Source organism: Rhodococcus sp. NPDC004095, assembly GCF_053604015.1.
Window position 1 is genome coordinate 17,379 of record NZ_JBSGGS010000026.1, and the last position, 21,743, is coordinate 39,121.

The window sequence follows — 21,743 nt, forward strand, 5'->3', positions numbered from 1 at the left end:
TGCCATGGAGTTGACGGAAGTGTCGGTCGGGGACGTCGTCTACAGCGTCCGGGTGGACGGTCCCGAGAGTGCCCACGTGGTCCTGCTGTTGCCGGGCGCGGGCGAGGACGGTTCGGTGTTCGACGCGGTCTGCGAACGTCTGCACGGATCCGATCTGCGCACCGTGGTGCCGGACTCGATCGACGGTCTCGACGTCGCGGGCGTGCTGGCCCTTCTCGATGGGCTCGGACTGACGTACGTCAACCTCGCAGGCAACCGCGAGGGTGCGACCCTCGCCTGGGAGGCCGCCGCCCGCACCTTCGGCAGATTCAAGAGCCTCGTTGTCGCCGACAGTCCGCATCCAGCGGTCGCGGGTGCGGACTGCCCGGCGGTGGAGATTCCCTCCACGGTCGTCGTCGGCGGTCCCGGCGGGCGGCCCGATGCCGACGCCAGTGGCCGGCGCTGCCGCTCGGACTTCCGAGTGGTCGAACTGGACGGTGTCGACTCGGTGCCGGATGCCGGGGCTGCCGCGTTCGCCACGGAGATCTCGCTGCGCACCAGCATGTGGTGAGGCCCCTCGTGGAGTCCGGCCGGCGGGCTCACATGTCACATGCCTCCACGGTGGCCGCCCGGACCCGGTGCCGAACCGTGGGCTGCACCGCCGCGCTCAGAGCTTGAATCGGCCGGCGAACGCGCGGAGCGGGAGATCGGCGCTGGTGATGATTCCGGCAGGTGCGTCGACCACCGATCGGAGCGAGTTCAGGGCCGGAAGGCCGGTGACGGTCATGCCGATGGAGGCGAAGTTCTCCGGGTTGGACATGTCGAAGCCTTTTCGCGGGTAGATCATGTGCCTGCTGTAGACGTTCGGGTCGCCTGTGATCTGGGTGATGTAGCAGCCCTTGATGTTCCATGCCGGATCGGTGTGCGGGGTCATCTGCCACTCCAGGTGCGTCTCGACGCGTGAGACACCGTCGACGATGCCCTGGTACTTGATGTAGTTGGCGCCGAGCGACCCCTTGGGCAGGTGATACCAGCCCAGGTCGACGTCCTTGGTGCATGCGCCGAGCTCGTAGCTGAACTTGACCTCGTCGAGAACGAGCCCGAACGCATCGGCCATCAAGTGGACCGAGTCGGCGAACACAGCGGTGTACTTGTGGAGCGAGTCCGGAATGGTCGGGTCGTCGGCCGGCCGGCCGTAGCCGACGGCCTTCCAGGTGTCGACCGAGTGGTGACAGGACACGTCGACCGATTCGATGACGGTGACGTTCTCGATGTCGGCGACGTCGGCGGAGTGGACGATGCCGAGGATCTGGCATAGCCCGGGGTTCATGCCGGTCCCGTAGAAGGTGGCGTTGCCGCGCTCGCACGCTGCGGCAATGACCTCGCTGACCTTCCTGCCCGACGGGTGGGGATGGTTGGTGTCGCGGTGGTGGCCGGTGATCCAGTCGGCAGTGGTGACGATGTTGATCCCGGCTTCGAGGACCTTTTCGTACAGGTCCTCGTCGGGAAACACTCCGTGGAAGGTGAGTACGTCCGGGTGTGCCGCGATGATGTCCTCGACCGAGCCGGTGGCGATCACTCCGATCGGATCGAGGCCGACGATCTCCCCGGCGTCGCGGCCGATCTTGTCCGGCGAATAGCAGTGCAGGCCGACCAACTCCAGATCCGGGTGGTTCCGGATACGGCCGATCATTTCCGTGCCCAGGTTTCCGGTGGCGACCTGGAACACGCGAATCTTGTTGTCGGTGCTCATCGCTGCTGATGCCCTTCTGTCGGGTTGGCGAACTGAAGACGGTGCTCGCTGTCGGGATAGAACTGCGTCGCCCACTCGCGAAGCGCCTTGAATCCCTGGTATTCCTTCTGCGACAAAGCCGGTGGGTCGGAGTAGCGCTGGTGTGCCCAGATGTGAATGTCGGCCTCGAACTGTTCGATCACGAACCTGGCCATCGTCTTGCCGTACTCGGTGATCTCGGGGCCGTCTTCACCGTGCCTGCGCCCGATCCAGACGGTGAAACGCACGTCGGAGGTGTGCTCGTCGACCGGTGTCACCGCCGGCATGGTGCGATTGTCGACCATTCCCCAGCTCTTGGTGATCGAGCAGCCGAGCCCCGCATTGATGGATTCCACGCCGCTGGTGGCCTCTTCGAGGGTCGCGCCTTCGTCGAAGGCGATGGTGAAATCGACGTAGGAGACGGGGCCGGAGAAGTCGTGGCGGGTGAACTCCGGCATGAACGGCGTCTTGTGGACGAACTTGAAGTGCGCGAAATCCACCCCGTTCTCCATGATGTACTGCGGGTGAATCTCCAGCTGCTCGCGGAACAATGTGGCGGAGGGGAAGGGCTGGTGGTAGTCCGCGGCCGTCTTGTCGTCCCCGAAGGCCTCGAACATGTCGGGGACCTCGAAGTGCGGAGGCCGGCCGTCGATGTCGTACCAGATCCACACCGCCGCATTGCGTTCGACGACCGGATAGCTGCGGATGCGGCGACCCTTGTTCGGTGCATTCTCGTACGGGATGCACACATTGCGGCCCTCACGGTTCCATTCCCATCCGTGGAACGGACACACGAGACTCTCGCCTTCGACGTGCCCGCCGTACCCGAGGTGGGCACCGAGGTGCTCGCAGTACGCGTCGAACACGGCAACGGTGCCCGATGTCGATCGCCACGCGACCATCTCCCGGCCGAAGTACTTCATCTTGCGCACATCACCGACTCGGATCTCGGCCGACCAGGCGACCTGGAACCAGCCGGTGGGCTCCATCGACAACGGCGTGTGCGCCATACGAGAACTCCTCCACCATCGCGGGGTCGTGAGCCGAATTGCCGCCGGGGCTTCGAGAGCGGTCCGCGACCGACGACACGCAGAAGGGTAGAACCCTCTGTGAAACAATACAAGAGGGTTCTTTGAAAGCTTTGGGAGCGCGTTACCATGAGCCGATGTCGGAGGTAGCAGCCGCACCGGGTCGCCGCGTGAACAAACGCGGGGCGGCCACGCGCGAGAGCATGATCAAGGCGGCGATCTCGTCGCTGGCCAGCGGCGACCCCGCAGCGGTGTCGGGAAACCGCATCGCCCGGGATATTGGCGCGACCTGGGGTGTGGTGAAGTACCAGTTCGGCGACATCGACGGCCTGTGGGCTGCGGTGCTGAGGCACACCGCAGAGCAGCGCGGTGACCTCCCCGCGAGCGCAAAACCCGATGGACCTGTGCGCGAGCGAGTCGCCGCGCTGATCGATGCCATGTATGTCGGTCTGCGTTCCCCGGAATCGCTTGCCATCGAGAATCTCCGGGCCGCCCTGCCGCGGGACACCGCCGAACTCGAACGCGCGTATCCGCTCACCGCGGCGGAGCTCGCGTCATGGAGGCCGAGCTGGGATCAGGCGTGCGAACGGGCCTTCGCCGGTCTCGGCATCGACAGGGTGCGGATCCGTCAGATCGCGGCCCTGCTCCCGGCGGCCATGCGAGGACTCGCCTCCGAACGCACATTGGGTACGTACGGAGACCTCGACGATGCTCGCGAGGGTTTGATCAACTCCATCGTCGCCTACTTCGAGAAGCCGTAGCGAAATCCCGCCGGCCCTCCGGAGCTGTCGTGGGGGCGCCCTCGCCGGCGGCCGCGGGCGACTCGAACGCGCGCCGCACTAGACTCTGCCGGTGCTCGACAGCGTCTCCGCCCCCTTCCGCGTCACCTCCGTCCGCTCGGCCCTGCGTTCGCCGCGGCGGCTGACCACGGAGGCCCTCGCCGGGCTCGTGACGGCGCTGGCCCTGATTCCCGAGGTGATCTCGTTCGCGGTGATCGCGGGTGTGGATCCGAAGGTGGCGCTGTACACCTCGTGTGTCATGGCGATGACGATCGCGTTCGTCGGCGGCAGGCCCGCGATGGTCTCGGCGGCCGCAGGCGCCACTGCGCTCGTGGTGGCGCCACTCGTCGCGTCGCACGGCATCGATTACCTGATCGCGGCGGTGTGGCTGGCCGGCGGGCTGCAGATCCTGTTCGCCGTCGCCGGTCTCGCGCGGCTGGTGCGTTTCATTCCGCGGTCGGTGATGATCGGCTTCGTCAACGCTCTCGCGATCCTCATCTTCAGTGCCCAGCTGCGGCACCTGTTCGACGTGCCGTGGCTGGTGTATCCGCTCGTCGCCGCGGGGATCGCGATGGTGGTGTTCATCCCGAAGCTGACGAAGGCGGTGCCGGCGCCACTGATCGCGATCGTCGTCCTGACCGGGGTCGTCGCCCTGTTCCACATGGATGTGCCCGAGGTCGCCGACCAGGGTGAGCTCCCGTCGGGACTGCCGACGTGGATGATCCCGAACGTGCCCTGGACGTGGGACACGCTGACGATCGTCGCGCCGTTCGCCCTCGGCCTCGCCCTGGTCGGGTTGCTGGAGTCGCTGCTCACCGCGAAACTCGTCGACGACATCACCGACACGCCCTCGGACAAGACCCGCGAGTCCTGGGGGCAGGGTGTGGCGAACATGGCCGGCGCGCTCTTCGGCGGCATGGGCGGGTGCGCGATGATCGGCCAGACCATGGTCAACGTGAAGGAGGGCCGGGCCCGCACCCGCATCTCCACCTTCTTGGCCGGGGCGTTCCTGCTGGTGCTCTGCGTGACCGCAGGCGACGTCGTCGGCGCGATTCCGATGGCGGCGCTCGTCGCGGTGATGGTGGTGATCGCGGTGACCACCTTCGACTGGCGCAGCGTCGCCCCGCGCACCCTGCGGCTGATGCCGCGCAGCGAGACCCTGGTGATGGTGGTGACGGTCGTCGGCACCCTCGCGACCGAGAACCTCGCCGTCGGCGTCGTCCTCGGCGTGCTGACTGCGATGGTCGCCTTCGCGCGCCGGGTGGCGCACCTGACGGACATCGATGTCGCCGACGGCGAGGGCGAGCGGACCTACCGCGTGTCGGGCGAACTGTTCTGGGCGTCGAGCAACGACCTCGTGCACCGGTTCGACTACGCCGGCGACCCCGACTCGGTGGTGATCGACCTGTCCGAGGCCGACGTGTGGGACGCGTCCACCGTTGCCACCCTCGACGCGGTCTCGCACAAGTACGCCGCGCGCGGGAAGTCCGTGCGGATCGTCGGCTTGGACGGGGCGAGCCTGGACCGGCTCGAGCGGTTGTCCGGGCGGCTCTGACCGCTCGTCTCACGGATGTCACCGCTCGTCGCCGCGCGTATACGCGTGATTTGAACTCTCAACCGCTTGCGCGTTAGCCTGCAGTCACGCCGACTGCTACGCGGCGGTAACGATCTCGTCCGGGAAGGACCACGATGCGCGGCCATGCAGCAACTGTCACCACGACGCTGATGCGTGGCGGTTGTTGTCGAATGCACCGCCGCTGAGACGAGATCCCGCGCGCCGTCACATCGAGTGACCGTGCCGCCATCTTCCCGCGTGAAATTCCCACCGGGCACCGATTCGTCGCAGCGCAGTCATTGCCCGGTGCCCGTGGGGAAAGGACCAGTCCATGTCCGCCCGAACGCTCCCGATCATCGATCTGGAGAACCTCGACGTCGACGCGCTCCGCCAGGTCACGCACGAGATCGGCTTCTTCTACCTGACCGGTCACGGCATCGGGCAGCAGCTCACCGACGACCTGATCGCGTCGGCCCGTGAGTTCTTCGCGCTGCCCGAGGCGGACAAGCTGGAGATCGAGAACAGCAACTCGCCGCAGTTCCGTGGCTACACCCGGATCGGCGGCGAGCGCACTCAGGGCTACATCGACTGGCGCGAGCAGCTCGACATCGGACCCGAGCGCGCCGCGGTGGACCCGATCGACCCCGCCCGCCCGTGGGACGTGCTGCACGGACCGAACCTGTGGCCGACCCGGGTTCCGCAGCTGCGTGACCTGGCGCTGGAGTGGATGGCGCAGGCCCAGGACGCGGGCCTGCGGCTGATCCGGGGCTGGGCCGTCTCGCTCGGCGCCCCGGCGGACTTCTTCGACGCCGCGTTCGCCGACCCCGATCCGCTGCTGAAGATCGCCCGGTACCCCGGCCACGACGGCTCGGTCACCGACCAGGGCGTCGGCAGCCACAAGGACGTCGGAGCCCTGACCCTGCTGTACCCCGAACCCACCAGCGGCGGATTCCAGGTGGAGACCGGCACCCCGGACGGCGGGACCGCCTGGCTCGACGTCGACCCGATCCCCGGGCACTTCCTCGTCAACATCGGCGAGCTGCTCGAGGTCGCCACCGGCGGCTACCTCAAGGCCACCGTGCACCGGGTGCTGCCGCCTGCCGCGGGCACCGACCGCGTCTCGCTGCCGTTCTTCCTCAATCCCGGCTACGACCAGGCCCTCCCGGCCGTGCCGCTCTCGCCGGAGCTCGCGGCCGAGGCGGCCGGTGTCGGGCCGGATCAGCACGGCGGCACCCTGCACGCCCGGTACGGCCTCAATGCCCTCAAGTCGCGCCTGCGCGCGCATCCGAACGTCACCGAGCGGTACCACCGCGACCTGCTCGACCTGCCCGCCCTGCGCGGCTGATCCATCACCACCCACCCGGAAGGTACCCCTCAATGTTCTTGCGCCGCACCGCTGTTCTCTCCGCAGCCGCCTTGCTCACCGCGGGCCTGGCCGCCTGCTCGTCGGGTGGTGACGCCGAGACGCTGGTGGTCTCCGCCTCCAGCACGCCGCACGTGGAGATCCTCGAGCACATCGCCGACTCGGGCGTCCTCGGCGACGTCAAGCTCGACATCAAGCCTGTCACCGGCGAGATCGACCCGAACGAACTGCTCGTCGCGGGCGACGTTCAGGCGAACTACTTCCAGCACGCCCCGTACCTGGCGGACTGGCAGAAGCAGAAGGGTGTGAGCGACCTCGTCTCCGTCGCCGACGTCCACCTCGAGCCGATGGGCCTGTACTCGGAGAAGATCACCGCCGTCGACCAGCTGGCCGACGGGTCGACCATCGCACTGCCCAAGGACACCACCAACTTCGCGCGTGGCCTCTACCTGCTCGAGTCGGCCGGCCTGATCCAGATGGACAAGCCGTTCGCCGAGGCCGATCTGTCTGTCGTCACGCAGGCGAACATCAAGGCCAACCCGAAGAACCTGAAGTTCGTCGAGATCGAACGCTCCCAGATCGCCCGCAACCTCGGCGACCCGCAGATCACCGCCGCGATCATCAACTCCAACTACGCCATCGAGGCCGGCCTGACCCCGGCCGAGGACGCCCTGCTCTCCGAGAAGGTGGAGAACAACCCGTTCGCGAACCTGTTCGTCGTCCGCGCGGCCGACGAGAACGATCCCGGCGTCCAGGCACTCGCCGAGGCCCTCGTCTCGCCGGAGACCGCCACGTGGATCCAGGAGAACTACTCCGGCTCCGTCGTCCCGGTCCACCCCGCGAACTGATGATCACCGTCGAGAACCTGGTCAAGACCTTCCCCGCAGCCGGTGGCGCGGGGGAGGTCTCGGCCTTGCGTGGGATCGACCTGGAGATCGGCGAAGGCGAGATCTTCGGCATCGTCGGGCCGTCCGGTGCGGGCAAGTCGACGCTGCTGCGCTGCCTGAACCTCCTGGAACGGCCCACCAGCGGCCGCATCGTGTTGCGCGGTGACGACCTGTCCCGGCTCACCGGGGCCGGTCAGCGGCAGGCGCGCCGCCGCATCGGGACCGTGTTCCAGCAGTTCAACCTGCTGCACTCGAGGACCGTGCGCGCGAACATCGAGTTCCCGCTCGAACTGGCCGGGCTCGACCGCGCGCAGCGCCGGGCCCGCGCCGACGAGCTCATCGAGCTGGTCGGCCTCGCGGGCAGGGAGCAGTCGTTCCCGTCGCAGCTGTCCGGCGGGCAGCAGCAGCGGGTGGGCATCGCCCGCGCGCTCGCGTCCGAGCCCGACGTGCTGCTGTGCGACGAGGCCACCAGCGCGCTCGACCCCGAGACCACCGACCAGGTGCTCGACCTGCTCGCGGAACTGAACCGCACGATCGGCGTCACGGTCGTGCTCATCACCCACGAACTCGGCGTGCTGCGCCGCATCTGCACCTCCGCGGCGCGGCTCGAGGACGGGCGGATCGCCGAGTCCGGGAAGATCCTCGACCTGGTCGCCGACCCCGATTCGGCGCTGGGCGCGGCGATCCTGCCGGTCGGCGACGACCTGTCGGCGGGCGAGGGCGCCGACACCGCGCTGGTGACCACCATCGGCGACGACGCCCACGGCCCGTGGCTGGCGCAGCTGATCCGCAAACTCGACGCCGACATCGCCGTCGTCGGCGGCCGGGTCGAACCGGTCGCCGGCGTCACCGTCGGCCGGCTGCGGCTGCGGTTCGGGCCGGAAGTGGACCGCGCGGACGTCGAGGCGTTCGTCGACGCGCAGCCCAACGTCACCCTCGCGTGGGGTGCCGAGAGCGGGATCGAGGGGTTGACCGCATGAACAAGCTGTCCTGGCAGGATTCGTTGCCGGAGGTGTGGGACGCGACCCTCGAGACCCTGTACATGGTGTCGATCTCGTTCGTGCTCACCGTGATCGGCGGCATCGTGCTCGGTGTGGTGCTGCACGTGACGTCGCCGGGCGGTCTGTGGCCGCAGCGCGCGGTCAACTCGGTGCTCGGCGCCGTCGTCAACGTGTTCCGCTCGCTGCCGTTCCTGATCCTGATGATCGCCCTGATCGGTACCACGCGTCTGATCGTCGGCACCGCGATCGGCCCCACCGCCGCGATCGTGCCGCTGACGATCGGCGCGATTCCGTTCTACGCGCGCGTCGTCGAGGCGGCGCTGCGCGAGGTCCCGGTCGGACGGGTGGAGGCCGCCCAGGTGATGGGCGCGACCAACGGGCAGATCGTGCGCAAGGTGCTGCTGCCGGAATCACTGTCGGCGCTGATCGCCGGCGCGACCCTGACCGTGGTGCTGCTCGTCGGGTACTCGGCGATGGCCGGCGTGATCGGCGGCGGCGGCCTCGGCGACTTCGCGATCGTCTACGGCTACCAGCGGTTCAACACGCCGGTGCTGCTCGTCGCGGTCGTCGTGCTCGTGGTCGTGGTGCAGATCCTGCAGTCGATCGGTGACCGCGCCGTTCGGGCGCTGGACCACCGGCGCTGACGCGCGGTGCGTGATCTCACCCCGACCGGGGTGAGATCACGCACCGGTGGCGCGGCCGCTCAGGCGTTGCTCGGGATCCGTCCGGTGGTCGCGGTCGCGAGCACCGCCCGCAGTCCCGCCGTCACCTCGTCGGCGATCGCCTCCTCCGCCCCGTCCTCGAGGGCGTCGAGGATGCGGGAGACGATGACGGCCGGGTCCGATTTCGGAACGTCGAGGTGCGCGATCATCGGTGTGTCGGTGTAGGCGAGGTGGGCGCCGAGCACCTGGGTCCCCTGTCCCTCGAGCTCGAGCCGCAGCGCGTTCGTCAGTCCCCAGAAGGCGGCCTTGGACGGGCTGTAGGCCCCGGGCGTGGCCAGCCAGCTCAGGATCGAGTGCAGGTCGATCACCGCTCCTCCTCCGTTCCGCGCAAGAGTGGGGGCGAGGGCACGAACCAACTCGAGCGGCCCGAACACGTTGGTCTCGAACGTGTTCCGGATCTCGTCGATCGGTGAGGCGAGAAGCGAGGGGGCGCCGGTGATCCCGGCGTTGTTCACGATCACGTCCACGTCCGGTGCCGCGGCGGCGGCCGACCGGACCGACGCGGGGTCGGTGACGTCGAGGTGGATGGGGACGATCCGATCGTCGTGCCAGTCGTGATCGCGCCGCGCCGCGGCGTACACGCGGCGCGCCCCGCGGGCGAGGAACTGGCCGACGAATTCCCGGCCGAGGCCTCCGGTCGCGCCCGTCACGAGCACGGTGCGTCCTTCGATGTTCATGGTTTCCTCTCATCGGGTGACGGCCGGAGTCGGCCGCCGCGGTGGCTCCGCGGACGGGGGTGACCCCGCCCGCGGAGCGTGGGCTCACAGGCGTTCGATGATGGTTGCGTTCGCCAGTCCGCCTGCTTCGCACATGGTTTGGAGGCCGAAGCGTCCGCCGCGGTCACGGAGCGCGTGAACCATCGTGGTCATCAGACGTGCCCCGCTGGCGCCGAGCGGATGACCGAGCGCGATGGCGCCGCCGTTGACGTTGACCCTGCTCGGATCGGCGCCGGTCTCCTGCTCCCAGGCGAGCACGACCGAGGCGAACGCCTCGTTCACCTCGAACAGATCGATGTCGTCGACGGTGAGTCCCGCCCGGTCGAGCACCTTGCGGGTCGCGGGGACGACCGCGGTCAACATGTAGAGCGGATCGTCGCCGGCGACCGCGACGCTGTGGATCCGGGCGAGCGGTGTGAGTCCGAGTTGTCCGGCACGTTCGCTCGTCGTGATCAGCAGCGCGGCGCTGCCGTCGGTGACCTGGCTCGCGTTGCCCGCCGTGACGTTCCATCCGATCTGGGGGAACCTGCGGGCCATCGCCTCGTCGTAGTAGGCGGACCGCAGACCCGCCATGGTCTCGAGTGTGCTGCCGACCCGGATGCCCTCGTCGGTGCGGACCTCGCCGACGGCACCGATCTCGGCGTCGAACAGTCCGTTCTTGGTGGCCTCCGCCGCCTTGGCGTGGCTGGCGAGCGCGAACTCGTCCATCTGTGTGCGGGAGATGCCCCAGCGCGCGGCGATCAGTTCGGCACTGATGCCCTGCGGTACCAGACCCTCGGGGTAGCGCTCGGCGAAGGCGATTCCGCTCGGGTCCGTGGTCCCGAGCATGCTCGAGCCCATCGGCACCCGGCTCATGGATTCCACCCCGGTCGCGACGACGATGTCGTACGCGCCCGAGATCACTCCCTGTGCCGCGAAGTGGACCGCCTGCTGACTGCTGCCGCACTGCCGGTCGACCGTGGTGGCGGGTACCGACTCGGGGTACCCGGCCGCCAGCACCGCGCGGCGGGTCACGTTCGCGCCCTGCTCGCCGACCGTACTGACCACGCCGCCGATGACGTCGTCGATCAGGCTTGCGTCGACACCGCTGCGTCGGACCACCTCGCGGAGGCTGTGGGCCATCAGGTCCACGGGGTGTACGTCGTGCAGCACACCCGTCGCCTTGCCTCGGCCCAGGGGAGTGCGGACGGCCTCGACGATCACTGCGTCCCTCATCGTGTGTCCTTCTCGCTCGTGAGCGCCCGGTCGGGTCCTGACGCTCGGTCCACCAGTGCAAACCATCTAGCTATGCAAAACCATACCCAGATCGGGCGGAGTCTGGCTATGGTTTTCGTAAGTCAGTAGTCTGGGGGCATGGCGATGAAGCTGCAGGGACCCCTCGCGGACCGCTCGGCATGGGAGGCGGGCGATCGCTGCTCGATCAAGCGGGCCATGGACGTCGTCGGGACCCGCTCGGCGATCCTGCTGCTGCGCGAGGCGTACTACGGCACCACGCGCTTCGACGACTTCGCCCAGCGGGTGGGGATCACGGACGCCGTCGCGTCGGCCAGGTTGAAGGACCTGGTGCAGGCGGGATTGCTGGCCAAGAGTCCCTACCGCGAGCCCGGGCAGCGCACCCGCTACGAGTACGTGCTCACCGACATGGGCCGGGATCTGCTGCCTGCGGTGATCGCGCTCATGCAGTGGGGCGACAAGTACCTGCAGGACGGCCGCGGGCCGCTGCAGCTCGTCGAGGACGAGACCGGCGAGCCGATCAGCGTGGAGGTGCGCAGCACCGCAGGTAACGAGGTCGACCTCGACGACATCCGGGTACGGGTCAGCGGCGCCGCGGCGCGTGGGCTCGCGGAAAGTGTGTGATTCCTCCCGGAACCCGGGAGGAATCACACACTTTCAGCTCAGGCCGAGGAGGGCGTTCTCGACGACCTCGGTCAGGGCGGGATGGATCCAGTACTGGCCCAGCGCCATCTCCCGGGCGGGCAGGCCGAAGCTCATTGCCTGGATCAACGGCTGGATCACGGTCGACGCCTGTGCGCCGATGACGTGCGCGCCCACCAGTTGCCCGGTGCCGCGGTCGGCGATCACCTTGCACAGGCCCTCGTCGTCCTCCATCGCCCAGCCGTAGGCAACGTCGGCGTACCGCTGCACCTTCACCGAGACGTCCAGGCCCCGCTCGCGGGCCTGTTCCTCGGTGAGCCCGACAGAGGCAATCTGCGGATCGGTGAACACCGCCGACGGGACGAACCGGTGGTCGGTCCGCACCAGGTCGGCGCCCTCGCTCCAGGCGTCGCGCAGCAGATTCGCCTGCACCACCCGGGCCTCGTGGTTGGCGACATGCTTGAGCTGGTGCGGTGACGACACGTCGCCGAGCGCGAACACACCCTCCGCGGTGGTGCGCTGGAACTCGTCGACGGTCACCCGGCCGAGGGCGTCCACCTCGATGCCGGCGGTCTCGGCGCCGAGCCGGTCGCCGTTCGGGGTGCGACCGGTCGCGACGAGCAGGGTGTCGCCTGCGACGACGGTGCCGTCCGCGAGCACGACCTCCACGGCGCCCTCGCGGCCCCGCACCTCGACGGCCGGATTGCCCAGGTGCACATCCCATTTGCCGCGCGCGAGGTCGGTGAACCGCTGGGAGACGTCCGCGTCGAGGTCGCGCAGCAGACGCTCGCCGCGCCCGATGATCGACACCCGGCTGCCGAGGGCCGAGAACACGTGCGCGAACTCGGATGCGATGAATCCGCTGCCGAGAATCACCAGGTGCCCCGGGAGTTCGGGCAGCCGCATGATGTCGTCGTTGGTGACGTACGGGACGCCGCTGCGGGCGACCTCGTCGGGGATGATCGGCCGCGACCCGGCCGCGATCACGACCTGGTCCGCGGTGATCACCTCGCCGGTGCCGGTGCTGATCGTCCGCGGACCCGTGAAGGTGGCGTAGCCGGAGAACAGCGTGGTGTTCGGGTTCTCGTCGCGGCGGTAGCGTTCGCCGCCCGCCGAGATGGGGTCGATCCGGTCGAAGACCCGGCCCACGATGTCGGGCCAGCGCACCTTGTCGACGTGGGCGTCGACGCCGTACCGGGCGGCGTCGCGCACGGTACGGGCGACCTCGGCTGCGTAGACGAACATCTTCGTCGGGATGCACCCCACGTTCAGGCAGGTGCCGCCGAAGGTGCCGCCTTCGCAGATCGCGACCTTCAGGTCCGCGAACCTCTCGTCGAGAATGGTGTTGCCGGAACCGGATCCGATGATCGCCAGGTCGAAGTGCGTCACGCGCCCTGTCCTTCCGAGATGCCCTGTCCCTCCGGGACGCCCTGCGCTTCGAGCCAGCCCAGCCACTGGTCCACCTCGTCGAACGCCTGCTTGCGCGGCACCTCCCGGGACAGGAACACGTCGTGCCGGGCTCCCTCGATCGGGACGATCGTGGTGCGGTCGCCGAGGCATCCGGCCCAGCGCGCGATCTGCTTGACGTCGAGCACCAGGTCCGCGACCTCCGACTTCTCGGTGTACCGCATCGAGTAGTGGGTCGACTTCGACCGCAGGATCAGCGACGGCACCCCGATGTCGAGCCCGTGGTGCAGATGGGCCTGCGCCCGCCGGACCGCGCGCAGCCATCCGAACGTGACCCCGAAGCCGCGCAACGGCTTCCACTCGAGGTCGTAGTCCCACTCGCCGCCGTGACTGCGGTGCAGGGTGCGGCCGTACACGTCGATCGGCGGTTGCTTGAGTTCGAGCCTGTCCTTGAGTCGTCCGACGGTCCGGATCGCGACCGTGCCCGCGCTGCGCACGTACGACGGGCCCTGCAGGTCGAACCACGGGCTGTTGAGGATCAGGCCGGCGATGCCGGCGCCGGTGCTGCCGCCGGGGCGGCGGTTCACCCGGTCCAGCCACAGCGGCAGGATCAGGCCGCCCGTCGAGTGCCCGGTCAACAACACCGAACCGCCGTGCGTCTGCTCGCGGACCGTCTCCAGCGCCCAGTCCAGCTCGGCGTCGTACAGTGCGAGATCCGTCACGAAATGCGGGGTCTGGTCCGGGCGTCGTGACCGGCCGCACTTGCGCAGATCGAGTGCGTAGAAGTCGTAGCCGCGGTCGTGGAAGTGCTCGGCGACGTGCGTCTGGAAGAAGTAGTCGGTGAATCCGTGCAGGTAGAGCACGGCGCGACGCCGTGGGGTCGCGCCCGCCGGGCGGTACCGGACCAGCGTCGCGACCACCTCGCCCTCGCCGTCGGGGTCGTCGCCGAGGGGCAGAGTCGTCTGTTCGTAGCCGTCACCGAGGAGGTCCGGCACCCAGGTAGTCACAAATCACAATCGTAATGGTCGTTCGTGACCGGCCGGGGGCGCACAATTGAGGCGAGGTAAACCCTGCTCATACGCGCAGGTAACCTATGCGCGGGCAGTCGGCGCGACTGCCGCTGCCAATGGACAAGGAAGTCGATTCTCCAGTGTCAGACAACACCGCGGTACAGACCAAGACCGATGTAGTTCTCGTGGGTGCGGGCATCATGAGTGCCACGCTCGGAGCGCTCCTCCGGCAGCTGCAGCCGGACTGGTCGATCAGCGTGTTCGAGCGACTCGACGCCGCCGCTGCCGAGAGCAGCGACCCGTGGAACAACGCCGGCACCGGACACTCGGCGCTGTGCGAGCTCAACTACACGCCTGCGAACAAGGACGGCTCGGTGGACATCACCAAGGCCGTCAACGTCAACGAGCAGTTCCAGGTCTCGCGCCAGTTCTGGTCGTACGCGATCGAGGCCGGCATCCTGACCGAGCCCAAGGAGTTCATCAACCCGATCCCGCACGTGAGCTTCGTGCACGGGGCTGAGAACGTGAAGTACCTGCGGGCCCGCTACGACGCCCTCGCCGGCCACCCGCTGTTCGCGGGCATGGAGTACACCGAGCGCCCGGACGAGTTCACCAAGCGGCTGCCGCTGATGGCCAAGGGTCGTGACTTCTCCGACCCCGTCGCCCTGAACTGGACCGAGGGTGGCACCGACGTCGACTTCGGCGCCCTCACCAAGCAGCTCCTCGGCAACATCGGCGCGACCGGCGGGAGCGTGTACTTCGGTCACGACGTGCGCAACATCACCAAGCAGTCCGACGGCAGCTGGACGCTCAAGGTGGTCAACCAGCGGACCGGCGACAAGAAGACCGTGAACGCGAAGTTCGTGTTCGTCGGCGCCGGCGGCGGAGCGCTGCACCTGCTGCAGAAGTCCGGCATCGCCGAGGCCAAGGGCTTCGGTGGCTTCCCGGTCTCCGGCGAGTTCCTGCGCTGCACCAACCCCGAGCTCATCGACCAGCACAACGCCAAGGTCTACGGCAAGGCCGCCGTCGGTGCGCCGCCGATGTCGGTCCCGCACCTCGACACCCGTGTCATCGGTGGCAAGAAGGGCCTGCTGTTCGGCCCGTACGCAGGCTGGTCCCCGAAGTTCCTCAAGAACGGCAAGGTCACCGACCTGCCCGGCTCGATCAAGCCGAACAACCTGATGTCCATGCTCGGCGTCGGCGTCACCGAGCTTGGCCTGACCAAGTACCTCATCGGTGAGCTGCTGCAGTCGGCCGACGACCGCATCGAGACCCTTCGCGAGTTCGTGCCGCGCGCGACCGGCGGCGACTGGGAACTGATCACCGCGGGCCAGCGCGTGCAGGTGATCCGCAAGAAGGGCAACGGTGGCGTGCTCGAGTTCGGCACCGCGGTCATCAACGCGGCCGACGGCACCATCGCGGGCCTGCTCGGTGCCTCGCCCGGTGCGTCGACCGCGGTCCCCGCAATGCTCGACGTCCTGCAGCGCTGCTTCGGTGACCGCTGGACCGCGTGGGAGCCGCAGCTCAAGCAGATGGTTCCGTCACTGGGCCTGAAGCTGTCGGACAACGAGTCCCTGTTCCGCGAGGTGTGGGACTGGAGCAACAAGGCTCTCGAGCTGGAGGCGCCCGCCGAGGTCGCCGCAGCCGCCTCGGCCTGATCCGTCGGATCCCCAACCGGCCGTCACCTGCCCGTCCGGGCCAGGTGGCGGCCGGTGTCGTCTCACCGGATAGAGTCGGCACCGAACATCGATGTTCTCCGCCGCGGGGAAGTCCTGTGTGAATCAGGCACGGTCCCGCCACTGTGACGGACGCAGGCCCATGAGCGCGTCCGAAGTCAGATCGCCGCGGCGGCGGAACCTTTCGTCCGACCCCCGGCGTGGAGACCGGGGAGTGAGGGGAGTGTCGCCGTGGCGCAACATGATTCGGCCGCCGTGCCGCAACAGGGTTCGGCTGCCGAGCCGGGCTTCCCGTTCAGTGCGATCGTCGGCCAGGACCAGCTGCGTCTGGCGTTGACCCTGTGCGCGGTGCATCCCGGCATCGGTGGCGTGCTGGTCCGCGGCGAGAAGGGCACCGCCAAGTCCACGGTGGTCCGCGCCCTCGCCGCACTGCTGCCCCCGACGTCCTCCGGCACCCCGGCCCGCCTGGTGGAGCTTCCGGTCGGTGCGACGGAGGACCGCGTCGTCGGGTCCCTCGACCTGGAGAAGGTGCTGCGCGACGGCGAGCGGGCGTTCCAGCCCGGGTTGCTGGCCGCCGCGCACGACGGCGTGCTCTACGTCGACGAGGTCAACCTCCTCCACGACCACCTCGTCGACGTGCTGCTCGACGCCGCCGCGATGGGCCGTGTCCATGTCGAACGCGACGGCGTCTCGCACTCCCATCCGGCGAAGTTCGTGCTGGTCGGCACCATGAACCCGGAGGAGGGGGAGCTGCGCCCGCAGCTGCTGGACCGGTTCGGTCTGGCCGTGGACGTCGCCGCCTCCCGCGACGTCGACGTCCGCATGCAGGTGATCCGTCGCCGACTCGACTTCGAGGCCGACCCGGCCGGGTTCGCCGCCCGGTACGCCGCCGCCGACGCAGACACCGCCGGCCGGATCGCCACCGCACGCGGCGCGCTGGCCGAGGTCGCACTGCCCGACACCGAACTGCGCCGCATCGCGGCCCTGTGCGCGTCCTTCGACGTGGACGGTATGCGCGCCGACCTGGTCCTGGCGCGCACCGCCACCGCGCACGCCGCCTGGCGCGGCGCGACCGAGGTCGCCGAGCAGGATGTGCGGGTCGCCGCCGAACTCACGCTGCCGCACCGTCGTCGCCGCGACCCGTTCGACGAACCGGGCCTGGACCCACAGCAGCTCGACGATGCGATGCGTGACGCCGACGAGCAGGCCCGGCAGCAACCCGATCCCGAACCCGACCCGGACCCGGACGGTCCCGGCGGCGGCGCCCCGCAGCCCGAGTCCGACGGCGGTGACCCCGCCCCGTCCGACCCGTCGCAGGCCGATGCCCCGGCCCCGCCCGGCCCCGGCACGGCCGGCGAACGCCCGGTGGGGGCGCCGTCCGCGCAGTTCCGGACTCGGCTTCTCACCGTCCCCGGAGTCGGCGAGGGCGCCCCCGGCCGGCGTTCGCGGTCGCGGTCACCGCGCGGTCGCACCGTGCGCGCCACCACCGAACCCGGGCGGGGCCTGCACCTGGTCGGCACCCTGTTCGCCGCAGCCGAGCACCAGGTGGCCCGTGGCCGCCGGGACGGCCGGATGCTGTTGGCGCCCGGCGACATCCGCGGTGCGCTCAAGGAGGGACGCGAGGGCAACCTGATCGTGTTCGTCGTCGACGCGTCCGGTTCGATGGCCGCGCGGGACCGGCTGTCCGCGGTCACCGGTGCGGTGGTGTCGCTGCTGCGCGACGCCTACCAGCGGCGGGACAAGGTCGCGGTGATCACGGTCCGCGGCGCGACCGCGGAACTCGTGCTGCCGCCGACCTCCTCGGTCGACGTCGCGGTGCGCCGCCTGCGCGCGCTGCGGACGGGTGGGAGAACCCCACTCGCGCAGGGCTTCCTGAAAGCCCGTGAGGTGGTGTTGCGGGAGCGGGTGCGTGACCCGCAGCGCCGCGCGATGGTCGTCGCGCTGACCGACGGCCGCGCCACCGGCGGTGCCGATCCGGTTCGGCGGGCGAAGGTCGCGGCCGGGTTGCTCGCGGACGTGTCGGTGGCCGCGGTGGTCGTCGACTGCGAACCCGGGATGGTGCGCCTCGGGCTGGCCGCGGAACTCGCGACGGCGTTGCGCGGCGCCTGCATCCGGCTCGCCGAACTGTCCGCGGAACAGGTCGCCGGCGTCGTCCGTGCCGCCGCCTGATCCCGCCCCCCACCCGTGCAGCCGCCTGATCCCGCCCCCCACCCGTGCCGCCGCCTGATCCCGCCACCCACCCGTGCAGCCGCCTGATCCCGCCACCCACCCGGGCCGCCGCATGACCCGACTTCGCTTCCAGTAGAGGAGATTCCGTATGCCAAAGGGTGTCCCCGAGAACATTCCCGACGACGGCCTGACCACTCGGCAGCGCCGCAACGCCCCGGTCCTGGCCGTGCACACCGGCCCCGGTAAGGGCAAGTCCACCGCCGCGTTCGGGATGGCGCTGCGCGCCTGGAATCAGGGTTTCGACGTCGCCGTGTTCCAGTTCGTCAAGTCCGCGAAGTGGAAGGTCGGAGAGGAGGCCGCGTTCCGTGCCCTCGGTGACCTGCACGAGAGCACCGGGGTCGGTGGGCCGGTGCAGTGGAACAAGATGGGTGACGGCTGGTCGTGGACCCGCAAGAAGGGTGACGACGAGGATCATGCCCGCGTGGCGCTGGACGGTTGGCGAGAGGTGGCGCGCCGAATCGCGGCCGAGGAACACAAGTTCTACGTCCTCGACGAGTTCACCTACCCGCTCAAGTGGGGCTGGATCGACGTGGACGAGGTGGTCGACGTACTGGTCAACCGGCCCGGCGCCCAGCACGTCGTCATCACGGGCCGGGACGCGCCGCAGGCACTGATCGACGCCGCCGACCTGGTCACCGAGATGACGAAGGTCAAGCACCCGATGGACGCCGGCCGCAAGGGGCAGCGGGGCATCGAGTGGTGACGGAGCCGGTTGCGCCTGCCGTCGTCATCGCCGCGCCGGCGTCGGGCAGCGGAAAGACCACCATCGCAACGGGTTTGATCGGCGCTCTGAGGGCGGTGGGGGATCGGGTGGCGCCGTTCAAGGTGGGCCCGGACTACATCGACCCCGGCTACCACGGTCTCGCCGCAGGCCGGGTCGGACGCAACCTGGACCCGGTACTCGTCGGTGCCGATCGGATCGGGCCGCTCTACCGCCACGGCAGCGCGGGCTGCGACATCGCCGTCGTCGAGGGCGTGATGGGCCTGTTCGACGGCAAGATCGCCGACCCGGCCCCGGAAGGTGCCGCTGAGGGGTCCACCGCGCAGGTCGCCGGCCTGCTCGGAGCGCCGGTGGTCCTCGTGGTCGACGCCCGCGGGCACAGCCAGTCCCTGGCCGCGGTGCTGCACGGGTTCGCCACGTTCGACCGCGCGGTGCGGATCGGCGGGGTGATCCTGAACCGGGTCGGCAGCCCCCGGCACGAGCAGGTGCTGCGGCAGGCGTGCGAGAGGGTCGGTGTCCCGGTCCTCGGCGTGGTGCCGCGGCTCGCCGAGCTGGCGGTGCCGTCCCGTCACCTGGGGCTGGTCACCGCCGTCGAGCACGGCGGCGCCGCGACCGCCGCGGTGGACGCGATGACCGCGCTGATCGCCCGGCACGTCGACCTGGAGGGCGTGCGGGCGTTGGCGTCGGCGACGGTGACCGCTCCGGCCTGGGACCCGGAAGCGGAGGTCGGGTCGCCCGTCGCGGGCGGACCGGTGGTCGCGGTCGCCGGTGGCGCCGCATTCACGTTCGGGTACGCCGAACACCGCGAACTGCTGGAGGCGGCCGGTGCCCGGGTGCAGCTGTTCGATCCGGCCCGCGACGCGTTGCCTGCCGGGACGTCGGCGCTGGTGCTGCCCGGCGGATTCCCGGAGGAACACGGGGCCGCGCTCGCGGCGAACACCGCGCTGCTGACCGCGGTGCGGGAGGCGGCCCGCCGCGGAATGCCGATCCACGCCGAGTGCGCGGGCCTGCTGTACCTGACCCGTGCGCTCGACGGACACCCGATGTCGCGGGTGATCGACGTCGAGGCCGGTTTCGGGTCGAGGCTCACGCTCGGCTACCGGGATGCGGTGTCGTTGGAGTCGTCGGTGCTGTTCGAGGCCGGGGAACGGGTCGTCGGGCACGAGTTCCACCGCACCGCGCTCGCCGCGCAGTCCGCCGAGGGCTGGGCGCCGGCATGGGGGTGGCGCGCGGGCGGGGCCGCGAGCCGAGAGGGCTTCGTCGGCGGGGGAGTGCACGCGTCGTATCTGCACACCCACCCGGCGGCGCATCCGGACGCGATCCGTCGATTCGTCTCTGCCGCACGAGAGTTCGAGTTGGCGAATGGGTGACCTGGTGGTCGGAGTCGGCCTGCGTGACGGGATCGGGCCGGAGACGGTGCTGGACGCGATCAGCGACATCGTCGACGATCCCGCCGAGCTGCACGCGCTGGCGACGCTCGACCGCAAGGCGGCCGAGTCCTCCGTGGCGACCGCCGCCGCGGAACTCGGTGTCCCGGTCCTCGGCTTCACCGCCGACGAACTGTCCGCGGTCTCGGTGCCCACCCCGTCCGATCGGGTCGCCGCGGAGGTCGGCACCCCCAGCGTCGCGGAGGCGGCCGCGGTGCTCGGCTCCGGCGGCGGCGACCTGCTCATACGCAAGCGTGCCCGCGATGGCGTCACCGTCGCGCTCGCCCGTACTGTTTGATAACCCGCTCCTGTGAGTCCTGCTGGTCCGCACAGGGGCCACAAGAACCCACAGGCGCGAAGCGCACAAAGGAGAAGTGCAGTGGCAGCAGACGAGACGAACTACCTCGTCGGTCTGAATCTGACCGGCCGCAAGGTGGTCGTGGTCGGTGGCGGCACCGTGGCCCAGCGCCGCCTCGGCCTGCTCGTCGCCTCCGGCGCGAAGGTGCACGTCATCGCCCGCGCCGTCACCCCCGCCGTCGAGGGCATGATCACCGGCGGGCAGATCACCGCCGACCTGCGCGACTACCTCGACGGCGACCTCGACGGCGCCTGGTACGCGATCGCCTGCACCGACGAACCGGACACCAACGCCGCGATCGTCGCCGAGGCAGAGCGTCGCCGCATCTTCTGCGTCCGAGCCGACAACGCCCGCGAGGGCACCGCCGTCACCCCGGCCAGCGCCTCGTTCGACGGTCTCGAGGTCGGTGTGCTCGCCGGCGGCGCGCACCGGCGTTCGGCCGCGGTCCGCACCGCGATCGTCGAGGCGCTGCAGGCAGGCACCCTGATCGACGACGAGCCGCACGCGCCCGGCGTCGCGCTGGTCGGCGGCGGCCCCGGCGACCCGGATCTGATCACCGTCCGCGGCCGGCGGCTGCTGGCGCGCGCCGACGTCGTCGTGGCCGACCGCCTGGCCCCACCGGAACTGCTCGCCGAGCTGGGACCGCAGGTCGAGGTGATCGACGCCGCGAAGATCCCGTACGGCCGCGCGATGGCGCAGGAGGCGATCAACACCGCGCTGATCGAGAACGCGAAGGCAGGCAAGTTCGTGGTCCGGCTCAAGGGCGGCGACCCGTACGTGTTCGGTCGCGGCTACGAGGAACTCGAGGCGTGCGCGGCGGCCGGGGTCCCGGTCACCGTCGTCCCCGGTATCACCAGCGCTATCTCGGTCCCGTCCGCGGCAGGCATCCCGGTCACCCACCGCGGCGTCACCCACGAGTTCGTCGTCGTCAGCGGGCACGTCGCACCCGACCATCCGGACTCGCTGACCGACTGGTCGGCGCTCGCGAAGCTGCGGGGCACCATCGTGATCCTGATGGGCGTCGAGCGGATCGAGAAGTTCGCCGCCGTGCTCGTCGAGGGTGGTCGTCCCGCCGAGACTCCGGTGACCGTGATCCAGGAGGGCACCACCCGGTCCCAGCGCGAGCTGCGGGCGGATCTGGCGACCGTCGCGGCGCGGGTTCGGGAGGAGGGGATCCGGCCTCCGGCAATCATCGTCGTCGGTCCGGTCGCCGGCTTCTCGGTAAACGATCGGTAACGT

At 69.8% G+C, this 21,743-nt stretch carries 20 protein-coding genes and 1 riboswitch; of the genes, 14 read left to right on the forward strand and 6 right to left on the reverse strand.

Annotated features, from left to right (window positions below):
* Positions 1 to 4 precede the first annotated feature (4 nt).
* Positions 5 to 550 carry an alpha/beta fold hydrolase gene (locus ACWEPG_RS28100; RefSeq protein WP_450134458.1) on the forward strand — a complete coding sequence of 182 codons (546 nt, stop codon included), beginning with the start codon at positions 5 to 7 and terminating at the stop codon, positions 548 to 550.
* Positions 551 to 646: 96 nt separating this feature from the next.
* Here the strand turns inward: ACWEPG_RS28100 and ACWEPG_RS28105 are convergent, their stop codons facing one another.
* On the reverse strand, positions 647 to 1,732 hold the full coding sequence (locus ACWEPG_RS28105) for an NAD(P)H-dependent amine dehydrogenase family protein (protein ID WP_450116934.1): 1,086 nt from the start codon (positions 1,730 to 1,732) through the stop codon (positions 647 to 649).
* A complete protein-coding gene (locus ACWEPG_RS28110; RefSeq protein ID WP_450116933.1) occupies positions 1,729 to 2,760 on the reverse strand; it encodes a Rieske 2Fe-2S domain-containing protein in 1,032 nt (343 codons plus the stop codon). The genes ACWEPG_RS28105 and ACWEPG_RS28110 overlap by 4 nt, the downstream gene beginning before the upstream one ends.
* Before the next feature lie 155 nt (positions 2,761 to 2,915).
* Between ACWEPG_RS28110 and ACWEPG_RS28115 the strand changes: the two genes are divergently transcribed.
* From ACWEPG_RS28115 to ACWEPG_RS28140, 6 genes are all read left to right on the forward strand, one after another.
* Complete coding sequence (locus ACWEPG_RS28115; protein WP_450116932.1) at positions 2,916 to 3,539, forward strand: TetR/AcrR family transcriptional regulator; 624 nt, start codon at positions 2,916 to 2,918, stop codon at positions 3,537 to 3,539.
* 91 nt (positions 3,540 to 3,630) lie between these two features.
* A complete protein-coding gene (locus ACWEPG_RS28120; protein ID WP_450116931.1) occupies positions 3,631 to 5,112 on the forward strand; it encodes a SulP family inorganic anion transporter in 1,482 nt (493 codons plus the stop codon).
* Positions 5,113 to 5,443: 331 nt separating this feature from the next.
* Entirely contained in the window at positions 5,444 to 6,457 is a 1,014-nt protein-coding gene (locus tag ACWEPG_RS28125) for an isopenicillin N synthase family dioxygenase (RefSeq protein ID WP_452595827.1), read from the forward strand.
* A 32-nt stretch (positions 6,458 to 6,489) separates the two neighbouring features.
* Positions 6,490 to 7,323 carry a MetQ/NlpA family ABC transporter substrate-binding protein gene (locus ACWEPG_RS28130; protein ID WP_452595828.1) on the forward strand — a complete coding sequence of 278 codons (834 nt, stop codon included), beginning with the start codon at positions 6,490 to 6,492 and terminating at the stop codon, positions 7,321 to 7,323.
* Positions 7,323 to 8,342 (forward strand): methionine ABC transporter ATP-binding protein, encoded by a 1,020-nt coding sequence (locus ACWEPG_RS28135; RefSeq protein WP_450116928.1) that lies wholly within the window; start codon positions 7,323 to 7,325, stop codon positions 8,340 to 8,342. Before ACWEPG_RS28130 ends, ACWEPG_RS28135 begins: the two co-directional genes overlap by 1 nt.
* The gene (locus tag ACWEPG_RS28140; RefSeq protein ID WP_450116927.1) at positions 8,339 to 9,007 is read left to right on the forward strand and encodes a methionine ABC transporter permease; all 669 of its coding nucleotides are present in this window, start codon (positions 8,339 to 8,341) and stop codon (positions 9,005 to 9,007) included. The genes ACWEPG_RS28135 and ACWEPG_RS28140 overlap by 4 nt, the downstream gene beginning before the upstream one ends.
* 59 nt (positions 9,008 to 9,066) lie before the next feature.
* Here ACWEPG_RS28140 and ACWEPG_RS28145 read toward each other — a convergent pair whose 3' ends face one another.
* Both ACWEPG_RS28145 and ACWEPG_RS28150 read right to left on the reverse strand, forming a co-directional pair.
* A complete protein-coding gene (locus ACWEPG_RS28145) occupies positions 9,067 to 9,762 on the reverse strand; it encodes an SDR family oxidoreductase (protein ID WP_450116926.1) in 696 nt (231 codons plus the stop codon).
* An 84-nt stretch (positions 9,763 to 9,846) separates the two neighbouring features.
* The gene (locus ACWEPG_RS28150) at positions 9,847 to 11,016 is read right to left on the reverse strand and encodes a thiolase family protein (RefSeq protein ID WP_452595829.1); all 1,170 of its coding nucleotides are present in this window, start codon (positions 11,014 to 11,016) and stop codon (positions 9,847 to 9,849) included.
* A 138-nt stretch (positions 11,017 to 11,154) separates the two neighbouring features.
* Between ACWEPG_RS28150 and ACWEPG_RS28155 the strand changes: the two genes are divergently transcribed.
* A complete protein-coding gene (locus tag ACWEPG_RS28155; protein ID WP_452595830.1) occupies positions 11,155 to 11,658 on the forward strand; it encodes a winged helix-turn-helix transcriptional regulator in 504 nt (167 codons plus the stop codon).
* Positions 11,659 to 11,691: 33 nt separating this feature from the next.
* Here the strand turns inward: ACWEPG_RS28155 and mtr are convergent, their stop codons facing one another.
* Positions 11,692 to 13,065 carry a mycothione reductase gene (mtr, locus tag ACWEPG_RS28160; RefSeq protein WP_450116923.1) on the reverse strand — a complete coding sequence of 458 codons (1,374 nt, stop codon included), beginning with the start codon at positions 13,063 to 13,065 and terminating at the stop codon, positions 11,692 to 11,694.
* Positions 13,062 to 14,090, reverse strand: coding sequence for an alpha/beta hydrolase (locus ACWEPG_RS28165; RefSeq protein WP_452595831.1), 1,029 nt, complete (start codon positions 14,088 to 14,090; stop codon positions 13,062 to 13,064). Before ACWEPG_RS28165 ends, mtr begins: the two co-directional genes overlap by 4 nt.
* Before the next feature lie 119 nt (positions 14,091 to 14,209).
* Here ACWEPG_RS28165 and mqo point away from each other — a divergent pair, with 119 nt between their 5' ends.
* From mqo to cobA, 6 genes are all read left to right on the forward strand, one after another.
* The gene (mqo, locus tag ACWEPG_RS28170; RefSeq protein ID WP_452595836.1) at positions 14,210 to 15,751 is read left to right on the forward strand and encodes a malate dehydrogenase (quinone); all 1,542 of its coding nucleotides are present in this window, start codon (positions 14,210 to 14,212) and stop codon (positions 15,749 to 15,751) included.
* Positions 15,752 to 15,830: 79 nt separating this feature from the next.
* Positions 15,831 to 15,992, forward strand: a riboswitch (adenosylcobalamin (AdoCbl) riboswitch).
* 8 nt (positions 15,993 to 16,000) lie between these two features.
* On the forward strand, positions 16,001 to 17,938 hold the full coding sequence (locus ACWEPG_RS28175; RefSeq protein WP_452595832.1) for a VWA domain-containing protein: 1,938 nt from the start codon (positions 16,001 to 16,003) through the stop codon (positions 17,936 to 17,938).
* A gap of 148 nt (positions 17,939 to 18,086) precedes the next feature.
* A complete protein-coding gene (gene cobO / locus ACWEPG_RS28180; protein WP_450116920.1) occupies positions 18,087 to 18,701 on the forward strand; it encodes a cob(I)yrinic acid a,c-diamide adenosyltransferase in 615 nt (204 codons plus the stop codon).
* Positions 18,695 to 20,089 carry a cobyrinate a,c-diamide synthase gene (locus ACWEPG_RS28185; RefSeq protein ID WP_452595833.1) on the forward strand — a complete coding sequence of 465 codons (1,395 nt, stop codon included), beginning with the start codon at positions 18,695 to 18,697 and terminating at the stop codon, positions 20,087 to 20,089. Before cobO ends, ACWEPG_RS28185 begins: the two co-directional genes overlap by 7 nt.
* Positions 20,082 to 20,444, forward strand: a complete 363-nt coding sequence (locus tag ACWEPG_RS28190; RefSeq protein WP_450116918.1) for a cobalamin biosynthesis protein — start codon at positions 20,082 to 20,084, stop codon at positions 20,442 to 20,444. The genes ACWEPG_RS28185 and ACWEPG_RS28190 overlap by 8 nt, the downstream gene beginning before the upstream one ends.
* A gap of 81 nt (positions 20,445 to 20,525) precedes the next feature.
* Entirely contained in the window at positions 20,526 to 21,740 is a 1,215-nt protein-coding gene (gene cobA / locus ACWEPG_RS28195) for a uroporphyrinogen-III C-methyltransferase (protein WP_450116917.1), read from the forward strand.
* Positions 21,741 to 21,743: the final 3 nt, after the last annotated feature.

What these genes read in the sequence shown, in the direction of transcription:
- ACWEPG_RS28100 (WP_450134458.1), top strand. Translation starts at nt 5, where the DNA reads ATGGAGTTGACGGAAGTGTCGGTCGGGGACGTCGTCTACAGCGTCCGG.
- ACWEPG_RS28105 (WP_450116934.1), bottom strand. Translation starts at nt 1,732, where the DNA reads ATGAGCACCGACAACAAGATTCGCGTGTTCCAGGTCGCCACCGGAAAC.
- ACWEPG_RS28110 (WP_450116933.1), bottom strand. Translation starts at nt 2,760, where the DNA reads ATGGCGCACACGCCGTTGTCGATGGAGCCCACCGGCTGGTTCCAGGTC.
- ACWEPG_RS28115 (WP_450116932.1), top strand. Translation starts at nt 2,916, where the DNA reads ATGTCGGAGGTAGCAGCCGCACCGGGTCGCCGCGTGAACAAACGCGGG.
- ACWEPG_RS28125 (WP_452595827.1), top strand. Translation starts at nt 5,444, where the DNA reads ATGTCCGCCCGAACGCTCCCGATCATCGATCTGGAGAACCTCGACGTC.
- ACWEPG_RS28130 (WP_452595828.1), top strand. Translation starts at nt 6,490, where the DNA reads ATGTTCTTGCGCCGCACCGCTGTTCTCTCCGCAGCCGCCTTGCTCACC.
- ACWEPG_RS28135 (WP_450116928.1), top strand. Translation starts at nt 7,323, where the DNA reads ATGATCACCGTCGAGAACCTGGTCAAGACCTTCCCCGCAGCCGGTGGC.
- ACWEPG_RS28140 (WP_450116927.1), top strand. Translation starts at nt 8,339, where the DNA reads ATGAACAAGCTGTCCTGGCAGGATTCGTTGCCGGAGGTGTGGGACGCG.
- ACWEPG_RS28145 (WP_450116926.1), bottom strand. Translation starts at nt 9,762, where the DNA reads ATGAACATCGAAGGACGCACCGTGCTCGTGACGGGCGCGACCGGAGGC.
- ACWEPG_RS28150 (WP_452595829.1), bottom strand. Translation starts at nt 11,016, where the DNA reads ATGAGGGACGCAGTGATCGTCGAGGCCGTCCGCACTCCCCTGGGCCGA.
- ACWEPG_RS28155 (WP_452595830.1), top strand. Translation starts at nt 11,155, where the DNA reads ATGGCGATGAAGCTGCAGGGACCCCTCGCGGACCGCTCGGCATGGGAG.
- mqo (WP_452595836.1), top strand. Translation starts at nt 14,210, where the DNA reads ATGGACAAGGAAGTCGATTCTCCAGTGTCAGACAACACCGCGGTACAG.
- cobO (WP_450116920.1), top strand. Translation starts at nt 18,087, where the DNA reads ATGCCAAAGGGTGTCCCCGAGAACATTCCCGACGACGGCCTGACCACT.
- ACWEPG_RS28190 (WP_450116918.1), top strand. Translation starts at nt 20,082, where the DNA reads ATGGGTGACCTGGTGGTCGGAGTCGGCCTGCGTGACGGGATCGGGCCG.